Here is a 14,778-nt window from a genome sequence, read left to right as displayed (position 1 = left end):
TTATTTTGTGATCTGGATCGATTTTTTCTTTTTATTTTTAAATAGATAGATCTTTTGCTGTTTCAGAGGCTATCAAATAATATGTATGACAATCTAGGATTGATTGTTTAGTCAAAATTAAAAGAAACTTAATTAAAAGAAACTAAGATAAATATCTCTGTTAAATCGCCTTGCCGTTAATCGAGCTGCAAAATTCAAAACAATGGGGGGTTTTACTTATTTTTTGTAAAAAATATTCAGGATACTATACCATTTTACCGGTGGAGATAATGTATTACATCAACTTCAAATTAACAACTTATAGCGAGCAAGGAAAGTAATTGCACAATGGCTAACCATTTATTACATCCTAAAGTGGTTGTGCTTATTTAGACTTGAGATACACCAGTAACTCCTCTTTTTATACTTAACCATCTATTTGTCTGAATCTTTTTGGTAAAATCAATGTTTTAAATAGCCACGCCGTTCACTTTCTTTTATAATGTTGTTCTATTTTTACCTATGTTTAGCTTAAAAAGAGTAATTAGCATGAAAATTTTAGCTGGTTCTTCTGCTTTATCTGCATTTCGTATAAGTAAAATCCTATCTGTTTGCCGTGAAAAATCCATCCCCGTTATTAATATTGACGCGCAATATATTCATTTTATTGATCTGTTTAAAGATTTAACGAGTGATGACCAGTTGACGCTTGATAAGTTATTGCAATATGGTCCTAAATCAACGCAAGTAAATGGTGAGCATAAAACCCAAAGACAACTCTTTTTAGTGACGCCTCGTGCCGGAACGATTTCGCCTTGGTCATCAAAAGCAACCGATATCGCGCATAATTGTGGGTTAACGCAGGTTCATCGAATTGAGCGGGGTATTGCGTATTATGTTGAAATGAGTAGCCCTTTTACTCAAGTACAGCAAGTCGCTTTTGAAAGCTTAATTCATGATCGCATGATGGAAACGGTATTTACGGATTTTGCTCAAGCAGAAAAATTATTTAAAGCCGATAAACCAGCACCAGTAACCGTAATTGACTTATTAGGACAGGGTCACCAAGCATTAGAGGAAGCTAATTTAAAATTAGGACTGGCTTTAGCGCCAGATGAAATTGATTATTTGGTTGAGAATTTCCAAAAATTAAACCGTAATCCAACGGATATTGAACTTTATATGTTTGCTCAAGCAAACTCTGAACATTGTCGTCATAAGATTTTTAATGCTGACTGGATTATTGATGGTGTGAAGCAACCCAAATCATTGTTTAAGATGATAAAGAATACTTTTGAACATACGCCAGATTATGTGTCATCCGCTTATAAAGATAATGCCGCGGTTATGGACGGATCTAAAGTCGGGCGTTTTTTTGCTGATAATGACAATCAAACTTATCGATATCATCAAGAATTTGCTGATATTTTAATGAAAGTTGAAACGCATAATCACCCAACAGCCATATCTCCTTGGCCAGGAGCTGCAACGGGAAGTGGTGGCGAAATTCGTGATGAAGGGGCAACGGGAAGAGGTGCTAAGCCCAAAGCAGGATTAGTCGGATTTTCCGTTTCTAACTTACGCATTCCTCATTTTGAACAGCCTTGGGAACAAGATTTTGGTAAGCCTGATCGTATTGTTAGCGCGTTTGATATTATGATGGAAGGTCCGCTTGGTGGCGCTGCTTTCAATAATGAATTTGGGCGACCAGCTCTATTAGGGTATTTTCGTACCTATGAAGAAAAGGTTAATAGCCATAATGGTGAAGAGCTTCGCGGTTATCATAAGCCTATTATGCTAGCAGGCGGTATTGGTAATATTCGCCATGAACATATTCAAAAAGGTGAGTTTCCAGCAGGCTCTAAATTGATTGTTTTAGGTGGCCCAGCTATGAATATTGGGCTTGGTGGTGGCGCAGCTTCATCAATGACATCTGGTCAGTCGGATGCGGATCTTGATTTTGCTTCTGTTCAGCGAGATAACCCAGAAATGGAACGTCGTTGTCAGGAAGTTATCGATCGTTGTTGGCAACTTGGTGAAGATAACCCTATCTTATTTATTCATGATGTGGGCGCAGGTGGTTTATCTAATGCGATGCCCGAACTGGTTAGTGATGGTGGCTGTGGGGGGCAATTTGAACTCCGCAAAATACTTAGCGATGAACCCAGCATGTCACCGCTAGAAATTTGGTGTAATGAATCACAAGAACGTTATGTTCTTGCTATTCATCCCGATAAATTAGCGCTGTTTGATGAACTCTGTCAGCGTGAACGAGCACCTTATGCCGTTATTGGTGAGGCAACCGTCAATAAAGCTGTGATTTTACATGACGAACATTTTAATAATAACCCGATAGCTTTGCCGTTAGATGTTTTATTGGGAAAAACACCAAAAATGTTACGAGAGGTGAAATCTAGTCAAGCCGAAGGCGATCGTTTTTCCACATCGGATATTAATTTATATGATGCCGTAAAGCGTGTGCTACATTTGCCCGTTGTAGCGGAAAAAACATTTTTAATTACGATTGGTGACCGTTCTGTAAGCGGTATGGTTGCTCGAGATCAAATGGTTGGACCTTGGCAAGTACCCGTGGCCGATTGTGCTGTTACAACAGCAAGCTTTGATAGCTATTATGGTGAAGCCATGTCAATGGGTGAGCGAGCGCCAGTAGCCTTACTTAATTATGCCGCATCAGCACGTTTAGCTGTTGGTGAGGCAATTACCAATATTGCGGCGACCAACATTGGTGATATTAAGCGTATTAAGCTTTCGGCTAACTGGATGGCAGCAGCTGGGCACCCAGGCGAAGATGCTGGTCTTTACCAAGCAGTTAAAGCTATTGGTGAAGAGTTATGCCCTGCATTAGGCTTAGCCATTCCAGTTGGTAAAGATTCCATGTCAATGAAAACCACATGGCAACAAGATGGTGAGCAAAAAACGGTAACTTCACCGTTGTCGTTAGTGATTTCTGCATTTGCTCGCGTGGAAGATGTGCGCAAAACCGTCACACCACAACTTGATACAGATGAAGATAATTTATTATTATTTGTTGATTTATCAAAAGGTCATCAAGCATTAGGTGCAACCGCATTAGCACAAGTTTATCGTCACCTAGGGCAAAGAACGGCTGATGTTCACGATGCCAAAGAATTAGCTTCTTTTTATCAAGCTATCCAAACGTTAATAGCTCAAAAATCTTTACTTGCTTACCATGATCGTTCCGATGGTGGTCTATTGGTTACTTTGGCAGAAATGGCATTTGCTGGGCATTGTGGTATTGATGTTGATATTCATTCCCTTGGTCGTGATGTGATTGCTTCTTTATTTAATGAGGAGCTAGGTGCAGTTATTCAAATTCGTGGTAGTGATTTAGATGAAGTCATGAATTGCTTTAAGCAGTTTGGGCTTTCTCATGCTATTCATCAGTTAGGATCGGCTAAAGCTGGTCAGCAATTCATTGTGCGTAATAATACCTCGATGGTATACAGCGAATCACGTTCAACTTTAAGAACATGGTGGGCAGAAACGACATGGCAGATGCAACGCTTACGAGATAATCCTGAATGTGCAGATCAAGAACATCAAGCTAAACAGAATGAAGACGATCCGGGCTTGAATGTGAAGCTTACCTTTGATCCAATGCAAGATATTGCCGCGCCTTATATAGCCAAAGGGAGCAAACCGAAAGTGGCAATTTTACGTGAGCAAGGTGTTAATTCTCATGTTGAAATGGCTGCTGCATTTGATAGGGCTGGCTTTGAAGCAGTCGATGTGCATATGACAGATTTACTTTCAGGTCGCATTACGCTTAGCCAATTTAATACACTGGTGGCTTGTGGCGGTTTTTCTTATGGTGATGTTTTAGGGGCTGGTGAAGGCTGGGCTAAATCAATTTTATTTAACGAAAAAGTACGTGATGAATTTGAGCAATTCTTCCATCGTCAAGATACCCTATCACTAGGGGTTTGTAACGGTTGTCAGATGATGTCGAATTTAAAGGATTTAATTCCGGGCGCTGATTTGTGGCCTCGTTTTGTACGCAATTTATCCGAGCGTTTTGAAGCGCGCTTTAGTTTAGTGCAAATTCAACCTAGTCCTTCATTATTCTTTACTGATATGAATGGCTCACATATGCCAATTGCGGTTTCACACGGGGAAGGGTGTGTTGAAGTCTGCGATGATAGTCATCTTCACAAATTAGAAACCTCTGGATTAATTGCAGTACGCTATATTGACCACTTTGGCAAAGTAACTCAACAATACCCTGCCAATCCAAATGGCTCGCCAAATGGTATTACTGCCGTAACATCCAAAGATGGACGTGTAACCATTATGATGCCACATCCCGAGCGAGTATTTAGGACTGTGACCAATTCATGGCATCCTGATAACTGGGGCGAAGATAGTCCTTGGATGCGAATGTTCCGTAATGTGCGTAAGCAACTTGGGTAAGTTCAGTTCACACTAAAAACAATATCGCCGATGATAACATCGGCGATTTTTTTATGATTGTTGTTTACAAAGATTAAGCTTGCGCTGATTGTTTTTGTCTTTGAGTTAATGACTTAGCTAACTGGTTATTCATTTTTTGTAATAATTGTTCAGTTGTTTCCCAACTAATACAAGCATCAGTAACAGACACACCATATTTCAAGTTTTCTTGAGGTTGTTCTGACGGTTGATTCCCTTCAAATAAATTACTTTCAATCATCACACCAATAATGGAATTATTACCTTTTTCGATTTGATCAATAATAGTATCAGCAACAATCGGTTGGTTACGATAATCTTTATTAGAATTGGCATGGCTACAGTCAATCATTAAATTAGGTAATAAACCTGCCTTTTTCATTTGTGTTTCACACACTGCCACATTTTCAGCATCAAAATTAGGTGTTTTACCGCCACGTAAAATAACATGGCCATGCGGATTACCCATAGTTTGTAATATTGTAACCTGCCCTTGTTGATTAATACCAACAAAGCGGTGCGCCATAGATGCAGATTTCATTGCATTAATTGCCACATCTAAGCTACCATCGGTTCCATTTTTAAAACCAACCGGCATGGATAGCCCTGAAGCCATTTCTCGATGCGTTTGGGATTCAGTTGTTCTTGCGCCGATTGCTGACCAACTAATTAAATCACCAATATATTGCGGAGTATTAGGATCTAACGCTTCGGTTGCAATTGGTAAACCAATTTTAGTGATATCCAGTAGTAATTTACGTGCTTTTTTTAATCCATGTTCAATATCAAATGAACTATCCATATGAGGATCGTTAATCATACCTTTCCAACCCACGGTTGTTCTAGGTTTTTCAAAATAGACACGCATGACGATAAATAAATTATCTTTCACTTCGTCCGATAGCTTTTTTAATTTATGTGCATATTCAAGTGCTGCCTCAGTATCATGAATAGAGCAAGGACCACATACGATAAGCAATCGATGATCTCGACGCTCTAAAATATCAACGATAGTTTGTCTTGATAAGGCAATTTGGTTTTCTAGATCGTGGGATAACGGGTAAAGCTGTTTTATTTCTTCAGGTGTGATTAACATGTGTTCATCTTTAATTCGGACATTATTTAGCGTATCTTTTAACATTTTGCTTTCCTTGTTAAAACCATTCAAATATTTTATATGTAAAATATTAATTACATAGACGACTAGTATGTAAACACAAAATTACATAATAGTAAATAAAATTCTTATTGTTTGCTTAGAATAAAGGAAATTTATTGTGGTTATATTATGTAAAGTAAAATAAAAAATAGTTTATATGAAATCAATCAAATAAAAGTAAGTGTAATTGTAAACTTATTTTTACATCTGATGGGGTTGTTCATTTTTGTTTATCTAATTTTTTCAAGGAATAGTTTATTATCGCTATTTAGCATTACATAGGGTAGTGATAATCATGTATTGAATGTAACACCTGTTAGTAATATTAAAGTCTGTTCATCAACACAACTAAATAATTGCTTATTTAGTTGTGTAAAGCAATTTCAGGTAATGACTATGTTTCAGTAAAAAATTAATACGTATTCAATTAATCAGTATAAGGCTAGCTGCTCGAAATAGAATCTAAAACTAGGTTTTTATCAATTCCATCGATTACTTCAGCATGGCCAATCTTAGTTGGTATAACTAGCCTTAACTGTCCCGATATCACTTTTTTATCGCGCATCATATGTGGAAGGTAGGATTCAATAGACATTTGTGATGGTCTTACGACAGGAAGTTTTGCTCTTATTAACAGGTTTTTAATGCGATCTATTTCAGCATCTGTTAATTTACCTAATCTTTTGGCTGTTTGCGCTGCCATTAACATGCCAACACTGACTGCTTCACCATGTAGCCAGTTTCCATACCCTAGTTCTGCTTCAATAGCGTGACCATATGTGTGACCAAGGTTTAACAGTGCGCGCATACCTTGTTCTGTCTCGTCGGCAGCGACCACTTGCGCTTTAAGTTCGCAACAACGATAAATACAGTAACTTGTAGCATCAACATCTAAGTTTAGCACATCGTTGATATGGGTTTCTAACCAAGAAAAAAATTGAGCATCTAAAATAATACCGTATTTAATCACCTCAGCCAGCCCTGCGGAAAGCTCTCGTTGAGGCAATGTTTTTAAACAATTAATATCAATGACAACCGATTGTGGTTGATAAAATGCGCCTATCATATTTTTACCCAGTGGGTGGTTAATGGCTGTTTTGCCCCCAACCGATGAATCAACCTGTGATAGCAAGGTGGTTGGTACTTGGATAAACTTAATGCCTCGTTGGTAAGCAGAGGCTGCAAAGCCAGTAACATCACCAATGACACCTCCGCCTAGTGCAATAACAATACTGCTGCGAGTGTGATTATTGGCTAGCAACGCTGTTAAAATGGTATTCCAAGTTTCCATGGTTTTATATTTTTCACCATCAGGCACAATCACTGAACTGGTCTTTACACCATGCTTTTCAAGCATGTTAATTAATGTTTGTAAATAAAGTGGGGCGATTGTTTCGTTGGTCGCAATAAGTACGCGTTGACCAGTCTGAAGTTTAAAATGCTCAAATTCATTAAGTAGATTTTCACCAATAGTAATAGGGTAGCTGCGTTTAGTTAATGCTACATTTAGAATTTTTTGCATAATAATATCCAGAAAAATGAAAGCCAATTTATTGTTGCATGTTAGCGATAAAAATGTGGCAGCGCAACTTAGAATCATTTAAACTTATCAACAATTTTGATTTGTGGTATTTAATTTTGTATGTCTTTATCTATTGTTTTAGCGCAAAAAAATTGGCGTGTGGGTGATATAGAGGGAAACACCCAACAGATTATTGAATTAATAAATAGCCATTCATCTGATGATTTGATCATCTTTTCAGAACTTGCTCTCTGTGGCTATCCACCCGAAGATTTAATGTTTCGTTCTGATTTTAAAGATCGCTGCCGAAAAGCATTATCACTAATTCAACAAGCGAGCACACAGTGTGCGGTTGTTGTTGGCCATCCTCATTGGCAAGATCAACATGTTTATAACGCCCTTTCGTTTTTTTACGAAGGAAAATTGTTAGTCCGTTATCACAAACAACGACTACCTAATTATGATGTGTTTGATGAAAAGCGTTACTTTACCGCTGATAATAAAACGTGTGTCGTTGATTTTAAAGGACAAAAAATAGGGTTATTAATCTGTGAAGATCTTTGGCAAAATGAGCCTGTTGATTACATTCAACAGGCTCAAGCTGACTTTGTGGTTGCAATTAATGCTTCTCCTTATGATTTTGAAAAACAAAAACACCGACATGATTTAGTTAAAACGCATGCAAAACGAACAAGATTGCCAATTATTTATGTCAACCAAGTAGGAGGGCAAGATGAGTTGGTGTTTGACGGCGGATCTTTTGTTTGTAATGAACTTGGTCAAATTGTTTGTCAACTCAAATCGTTTGAAGAACAAGTTGTTCCTTTTACATTTGGTGTCAGTGCTGAAACTCTAATTTATGAAAATCAAAATAATCAATTAGCATCAGTTTATGATGCATTGGTACTTGCCACTCGTGATTATATTACCAAAAATGGCTTTCAAGGCGCCGTATTAGGGCTGTCAGGCGGTATCGATTCTGCTTTAACGCTTGCTATTGCGGTTGACGCTTTAGGTAAAGATAAGGTTCAAGCTGTGATGATGCCATTTCGTTATACTGCCGATATAAGTATTGCCGATGCCAAAGAAGAAGCTGAAATATTAGGCGTTGAGTTTGATATTGTTTCAATTGAACCGATGTTTGATGCATTTATGTCATCGTTAAGCCCAATGTTTTTAGGCTCACCAAAAGATACCACGGAAGAAAACCTGCAAGCACGCTGTCGCGGGGTTATCTTAATGGCGCTATCCAATAAACGGCGCAGGTTAGTGCTTACAACCGGCAATAAAAGCGAAATGTCGGTTGGTTATGCCACACTTTATGGCGATATGGCTGGCGGTTTTGATGTGCTTAAAGATGTGCCGAAAACGATGGTGTTTGCATTATCAAAATATCGAAATACCCGTTCTTATGTTATTCCTGAAAGAGTAATCACTCGTCCGCCATCAGCCGAATTGGCACCAGATCAGAAAGACGAAGATAGTTTGCCTCCTTATGATATTTTAGATGGTATTTTGAAAGGGTATGTTGAGCACGATCTTTCCATTGAACAATTAGTTGCGCAAGGTTATGATGAAGCAACTGTAAGACGGGTGATTAAATTAGTTGATATTAACGAATATAAAAGACGTCAGTCAGCAGTAGGTCCTAAAATCACTGCTCGTAACTTTGGTAAAGGCAGACGCTATCCAATTACTTCTGCTTTTGGATTTAAGAATTGGTAATCTCGAATTAAGGGCAAGAGACATGAAGAAAATTGAAGCAATTATTAAACCTTTTAAACTGGATGATATTCGAGAAGCACTTGCTGATCAAGGCATTACCGGTATGACAGTGACTGAGGTGAAAGGTTTTGGTCGTCAAAAAGGGCATACTGAACTTTATCGTGGTGCGGAATATATGGTTGATTTTTTACCAAAAGTAAAAATAGAACTTGTTGTGCCAGATGATATTTTAGAGATGTGCATTGAAACTATTATGAAAACAGCGCAAACAGGCAAAATTGGAGATGGCAAAATTTTTATTTATAATGTTGAGCAAGTCATTCGGATTCGAACAGGTGAAATGGATGAATCAGCCATTTAGTTTTAATTATTGAATATCAGGTCGTTCTTGTTTAAGTAATTCGGATGTTACAACACCTTGAATAGAACAAATAAGAAGCGTCATATTCGGCGCTTTTTCAAGCAATAATAGCTTTTCGGTTGTATCTGGTGCAGGAATAGTTTTTACACCAACGACGGTGCCAGTGTTTTTATGCCAGAGTTGGATATCATCATTAATACTACGAATCATTGGGTTTCCAATATAGAGCACATCTTCTTCCATCTTTTTCCAATCTATGAAATTTAATGTCTCTTTGATTTGGCTAATCTCATTATCGATAATAAATCCCCAGAAATAATATTTTCCTATTTTTCCAAGATCCATAGCACTATCGTAATAGCCTGTGATTGTTAAATTTTTATAAGTCATGGGTGTTTTGAAATAAACAAAGTTTTTAGCTATATCAGAGCGATTTTCGACGGGAATATAAGCTTGATTTTGCTTAAAAAGTGTAATGTTTGTATATTTTTCTAATTCATCTTTGCTAGCATAAATCTGTTGAAAAAAATTAGGAGTGCAGGGGGTGAATGAATCAATTAATGGTAATTTATCGGCAAAGGCGACAAAAGAGTGAAACATAAAAAATAAAGCAATGATGTTTTTTATCATGTTGATTCGATTTGACAAAAATTGAATACCATTCAGTTAACTGGCTTTGATTGTATAATTATTACAACAGAATAACAATGTTAAAGCGATTTTTCTTTTTTTAAGAATTATTATTTCTTAATTACTTTTAACAAAAATTAACTTAATTTTATAAAAATATAATTTATCAAGTAATAAAGCATTTAATATTTATATATGGAATACAGATCGCATAATTATGAATTTATTTAGAAATCATATTGAATATAAAGTAGCTATAAATTAGATTAATTAGTAAGTCATTTCAGTTACTTGATAAAGTTTGGATGGGAATTAATTATGTGCTCAACATTTGCTAATCGAATTTTAACAGAGCTTTCTGACGTTGAAGATATTTCACTCAAAACATTTTTTGGTGGATTTAGTGTTAATAGTAAAAATATCATGTTTGGTTGGATTACTCGAAAAGAATTTTATTTAAGGGGGCATTCCAATTACCGCTCATTTTTTATCGATTTAGGTATGCAACCGTTGAGTATAACAACAGGGATGTCAATAAAATTACTTGATTATTATAAAGTTAGTGATGAGTTATTTAAAGATCAAGATAAATTGTTAGCAATGGTAAAAATGGTGATCACCTATACTAAAAAAGAACAATATGAAAAAAATGAAATTAAGGCAAAAAGAATAAAAGAGTTACCAAACATGACTTTGTCATTGGAAAGATTATTGTGTAGTGTAGGAATTACAGATGTTGAGACACTGAAAAAAGTAGGGTATTTAGATGCTTATTTTAAGATAAAACAAAAAAAAGCCTCCATCTCAATTAATATATTATTTGCCTTATATAGTTCATTACATCGATTTCATGTGGCTACTTTATCTCAAGAAGCCAAAAAAGAAATTGAGCTTGAATATCAATGTTTTTTAAAGCAGATAAATGAAAACCTATGTAAAGAATGATTTTGAGTTTCTATGTTAATCAAAGTTTATAGAATGGTAGTACCACTATATATAACTATATATAACTACCTCCTAAAATAGGGTAACCATCGCTTATTTTAGTACAGCCACAAAAATAGAAAATTCTCTATGATAAAAATAAAAGAGGATTTAACCATAAAAAAATGGCTGAACAATCAAATCGTATCCATTTTGAAATAAGCAGAAGTCAGCGTTTCTGTTAAAGAATTTTGCTATAAATCAGGCATAGGCCATTCAACTTTTTATCAATTGCGGAAAAAATACAGGGAATGGAAACTTCAGACATCAAACGTTTAAAGGAGCTTGAGGCTGAAAACCGTAAGCTTAAACAAATTGTTGCTGAGCTGATATTAAAATCTCCGCTTTAGGAGGAAACCATAAAAAAGCGCTATATCTTGCTCAAACATGTAAAACTTGGGCATAGCAACTATAAAAAAATCATTTTGTTACTATCACAATTTCCTATGTGAGTTGTGTACTAACTTTGGGCTATTTACAGAGTAATTTAACCAAAAGATGAATAAAAAAGCATTGACTGATTAAAAAAAACACGTATTTTATTTATATTAATTAGCTTATCTTTATCATGTTTTAAGATGATAAACATCAGACATATCGATATAAAATAAGGGTTAAAGTATGAGTTTAATAGATCCGTTTGCCGATAGCCTTTCACTACTAACGGGAAAAAAAACATTTAATAATTATTCGCTTTCATTTGATAAACTGGATGTTTCAACCGAGATTAGTGTATTGTCTTTGCAAGGAAAAGAAACATTAAATCAACCATGGCAGTACCTAATTGAGTTTACCAGTCCGGATACATCAATTGCCATCAATTCAGTATTAAGCCAACCTGCATCATTGACCTTTCACCCACAGAACTTACCTTTATCACTTAATCGAATTAGCTCACTTGATGTTTTAGATAAACCTAAAACTCGTTATGGCGTCATTACTGAATTTAGTTTGGTTTCAATGAACAAAGAGCAAGCACATTATCGAGTGTTATTAGCTCCTCGCATGGCATTGCTGGGGAATCATTACCAAAGTGCAATTTTTCAGAATAAAAGTGTCATTGACGTGGTAGAAGAGGTATTACGCAACCATGGCTTTACAGGGATTGATTTTCGCATGGAATTAAAAGAATCTTACCCTGCGCGTGAGTTCATAAGCCAATGGCAAGAAAGCGATTTAACTTTTATTCAACGATTACTGGCTGATGTGGGAATCTGGTTTTATTTTCAAACGCACCCAAAACATCACTGTGATGTGATAGTGATGAGTGATTATGAACAAGGGCTTGACAATGCAGGCAGTATGATAATTAAGCCGCCCAGTGGCTTAAATGATAGCCAGCGGCATAGTATGTGGGATTTGCAATTTAGCAGTAAAACCAAACCCAATCAAGTTACTGTCAATGATTATAATTACCGTATGGCAGAAAGCCGCCTACATGATAGTGTTAACAGCCAAATAAAAGATTCAACTACACACGGCAATGATTACCGTTATGAAGAGAACTACAAAACACTGGGTGATGTGCGTAGCGTCGAAAGTGGTAAATGGTATGCGCAAATTAGACATCAACACTATATTAGTGACCAGATTATTATTTCTGGTGAATGTAATGATTACCAGCTTGCGCCAGGACAACATATTACCCTTGAAAACTGCCCGATAAAGGATATCAAAGACGGCATTATTATTCTGTCGACCGATAGTTGTGGTAACCGAACTGATGCATACCAAACTCATTTTACCGCCATCCCTTTTGATGTATTAAAACCGTATCGCCCAGCACCATTACCATGGCCACAAGTAAGCGGAACATTACCTGCTAGAGTGACCAGCCCAGATAACGACACTTACGGCTATATTGATACTCAAGGTCGCTATCGCGTTAAATTTGACTTTGATTTAAAGGAGTGGAAAAAAGGTGAAGAAAGTTTATGGATAAGGCTAGCAAAACCTTACTCAGGGGATACTTATGGCTTTCATTTTCCACTGATTGATGGTACCGAGGTTGCTGTTGCTTTTTCTAATGGTAACCCCGATAGGCCCTATATTGCCCATGCAATGCACGATAGTGCTCATCCAGACCTTGTATCGACCATCAACAAACACCGCAATGTGATTCGCACTCCCGCTAATAACAAACTGCGTATGGATGATAAACGAGGGAAAGAGCATATTAAACTAGCAACAGAATATGGTAAAACCCAGCTTAATATGGGACACCTCGTTAATAGTGAGAAAACCCAGCGCGGTGCAGGATTTGAACTGCGCACTGATGAATGGGGAGCAATACGAGCAGGCAAAGGTGTATATGTTACATCATATAAACGTGAAGGTAACCAAGGTGTCAAAAAAGCTAGTTTGGATGGTGATGAAACAGTAATGTTATTAAAGACAGGCTTAAGTGTTTCAGAAAGATTATCTAAGCGTTCAGATAGTCACCGAGCAGGTAAATTGGACGGCGTAAATAGCCTTAATTTATTCGTCAACTATACGGTAACACAAACCGATGACAACTTATCATTTACACAACCAAGTATGGTGTTATCCAGTCCAAAAGGCATCGCGATGGTGACACCAGATAGTATTTATCAATTTGCTGAGCAAAATATTTTATTGACTAGCAAACATGATACGAATATTGCCGCCAATAATTCAGTGCATGTTAGCGCAACGAAAGATTACTCCGTTTTTGCCAAAGAAAATATTCAATTATTTAGTGGTGAAGCTAAAGTCCAACTGCAAGCCCATAATGGCGATATAGAGGTAATAGCCGACAAATCGCTCCAAATAGTCAGCAATGACGATAAAATTAATATTAATGCTAAAAAAGAGATAACCATTGCATGTGGTGGTGCTTATATTCGTATTGCTGATGGCAATATTGAATTATATGCACCAGGAACTATTAAGCATGGTGCGCAAGCTTTTCCTTATTCTGGTCCACAAAAAATGTTACCAACACTTTATTCATTTCCAAAACAGCAACCTCTCTCCCCTTATGTTAGACAATTTATATTGGTTGAAGAGGGAACCGGTAAACCAATCATCAACAGAGAATATCAAATTGTAAATAAAGATAATCAAGTTATTGCTGAAGGTAGAACCGATGCTCAAGGTAAAGCGCAAATTGTGACATCAGGGTATGAAGAAGATAACGTAACATTTCGGTATAAATAGGCCTAAAAAATTAGATTCTAGGAGTATTTTATGTATTGTACTGGAGCAACAGCAATAACATACGAATCTTCAAGCAACGATAAAACGATAGAAACTACGGTAAAAGCAGGAACACGAAAATTAGAAAATATTTTAATACGAAGAATTTTCATGAAAATAGGTGGCATTCAGTCTCCTGGGCATTATTGGATTGAAATCATTCATGATGATGAGGATGAGACTGATGATTTTATAAAAGAGGCAAGGGAACAAAAATTAACTGAAAAACAATTTATTTCAATGAATAAAGAATGCACTAAAGCCAATGGTTTTCGTGAAAGTTATGGATGGTATCCTGATGACGGTCGTTGGGATGGATGGGCAAATTTTAAAGGCAATGGTTTTTTAAATGGTGATTGCAATTACAGGATAAAAAAAGATAAAGAACATAATTTATTTCATACAGAAGAACGAGAAGCAGGTAGACGAAATCATCAAAAAAAAGATGATAAACATCAAGAAAAGAATCATCTTTCAATTAGACCTTTTGATCCACATCAACATGGTCGATTTCATGAAGATGAAATAGATTTTACAACTCATCCTTATTTATTGCCCGATGATTCGCGCACGGAAGAGCAAGTGATAGAAGAAATTAGAGATTTTGCTGCTAAATTTGAAGATGAATGGAGTTATAAGGGGCATGGTTATAACGAAACCTGTTGTCACACATTTGTATTTTTATTACTTGCCAGTTGTAATTTAGCCGATCCAGACTGCATTGGAGCC

Annotated in this window: 9 protein-coding genes; 6 read left to right on the top strand and 3 right to left on the bottom strand. The window is 36.5% G+C overall.

All coding sequences use genetic code 11. The features are described from left to right. Positions 1-528: 528 nt before the first annotated feature. Complete coding sequence (gene purL / locus A9G45_RS08335; protein WP_065567139.1) at positions 529-4,431, top strand: phosphoribosylformylglycinamidine synthase; 3,903 nt, start codon at positions 529-531, stop codon at positions 4,429-4,431. A gap of 73 nt (positions 4,432-4,504) precedes the next feature. Here the strand turns inward: purL and A9G45_RS08330 are convergent, their stop codons facing one another. Both A9G45_RS08330 and aroB read right to left on the bottom strand, forming a co-directional pair. After that, complete coding sequence (locus tag A9G45_RS08330; RefSeq protein WP_065567138.1) at positions 4,505-5,590, bottom strand: 3-deoxy-7-phosphoheptulonate synthase; 1,086 nt, start codon at positions 5,588-5,590, stop codon at positions 4,505-4,507. Positions 5,591-6,050: 460 nt separating this feature from the next. After that, positions 6,051-7,130: a 3-dehydroquinate synthase gene (aroB, locus tag A9G45_RS08325; protein ID WP_065567137.1), complete on the bottom strand. Its 1,080-nt coding sequence runs from the start codon at positions 7,128-7,130 to the stop codon at positions 6,051-6,053. Positions 7,131-7,250: 120 nt separating this feature from the next. Here aroB and A9G45_RS08320 point away from each other — a divergent pair, with 120 nt between their 5' ends. Together A9G45_RS08320 and glnB are read left to right on the top strand one after the other, a co-directional pair. After that, positions 7,251-8,855 carry an NAD+ synthase gene (locus A9G45_RS08320; RefSeq protein ID WP_065567136.1) on the top strand — a complete coding sequence of 535 codons (1,605 nt, stop codon included), beginning with the start codon at positions 7,251-7,253 and terminating at the stop codon, positions 8,853-8,855. Positions 8,856-8,877: 22 nt separating this feature from the next. Continuing rightward, positions 8,878-9,216 carry a nitrogen regulatory protein P-II gene (gene glnB / locus A9G45_RS08315; RefSeq protein ID WP_065567135.1) on the top strand — a complete coding sequence of 113 codons (339 nt, stop codon included), beginning with the start codon at positions 8,878-8,880 and terminating at the stop codon, positions 9,214-9,216. Between the two features lie 6 nt (positions 9,217-9,222). On the opposite strand, the gene A9G45_RS08310 is transcribed toward glnB, so the two are convergent. Then, positions 9,223-9,864, bottom strand: coding sequence for a hypothetical protein (locus tag A9G45_RS08310; RefSeq protein ID WP_176701813.1), 642 nt, complete (start codon positions 9,862-9,864; stop codon positions 9,223-9,225). Positions 9,865-10,164: 300 nt separating this feature from the next. Here A9G45_RS08310 and A9G45_RS08305 point away from each other — a divergent pair, with 300 nt between their 5' ends. The 3 genes from A9G45_RS08305 to A9G45_RS08290 form a co-directional block, all read left to right on the top strand. After that, positions 10,165-10,791, top strand: a complete 627-nt coding sequence (locus A9G45_RS08305; protein ID WP_065567133.1) for a TfoX/Sxy family DNA transformation protein — start codon at positions 10,165-10,167, stop codon at positions 10,789-10,791. A 660-nt stretch (positions 10,792-11,451) separates the two neighbouring features. Further along, positions 11,452-14,010, top strand: a complete 2,559-nt coding sequence (gene vgrG / locus A9G45_RS08295; protein WP_065567132.1) for a type VI secretion system Vgr family protein — start codon at positions 11,452-11,454, stop codon at positions 14,008-14,010. 30 nt (positions 14,011-14,040) lie between these two features. Further along, the coding region (locus A9G45_RS08290; protein WP_141673645.1) for a hypothetical protein at positions 14,041-14,778 on the top strand (738 nt) is incomplete at its 3' end.

Source organism: Gilliamella sp. HK2, assembly GCF_001690265.1.
Classification (GTDB): domain Bacteria; phylum Pseudomonadota; class Gammaproteobacteria; order Enterobacterales; family Orbaceae; genus Gilliamella; species Gilliamella apicola_C.
The sequence above is the reverse complement of the archived record's forward strand: the minus strand, read 5'-3'. Positions and strand labels throughout refer to the sequence as shown.

Bases quoted from the DNA above. Each gene is read 5' to 3' on its own strand.
- A9G45_RS08305 (WP_065567133.1), top strand. From the start codon at position 10,165: ATGTGCTCAACATTTGCTAATCGAATTTTAACAGAGCTTTCTGACGTT.
- glnB (WP_065567135.1), top strand. From the start codon at position 8,878: ATGAAGAAAATTGAAGCAATTATTAAACCTTTTAAACTGGATGATATT.
- aroB (WP_065567137.1), bottom strand. From the start codon at position 7,130: ATGCAAAAAATTCTAAATGTAGCATTAACTAAACGCAGCTACCCTATT.
- vgrG (WP_065567132.1), top strand. From the start codon at position 11,452: ATGAGTTTAATAGATCCGTTTGCCGATAGCCTTTCACTACTAACGGGA.
- purL (WP_065567139.1), top strand. From the start codon at position 529: ATGAAAATTTTAGCTGGTTCTTCTGCTTTATCTGCATTTCGTATAAGT.
- A9G45_RS08320 (WP_065567136.1), top strand. From the start codon at position 7,251: ATGTCTTTATCTATTGTTTTAGCGCAAAAAAATTGGCGTGTGGGTGAT.
- A9G45_RS08330 (WP_065567138.1), bottom strand. From the start codon at position 5,590: ATGTTAAAAGATACGCTAAATAATGTCCGAATTAAAGATGAACACATG.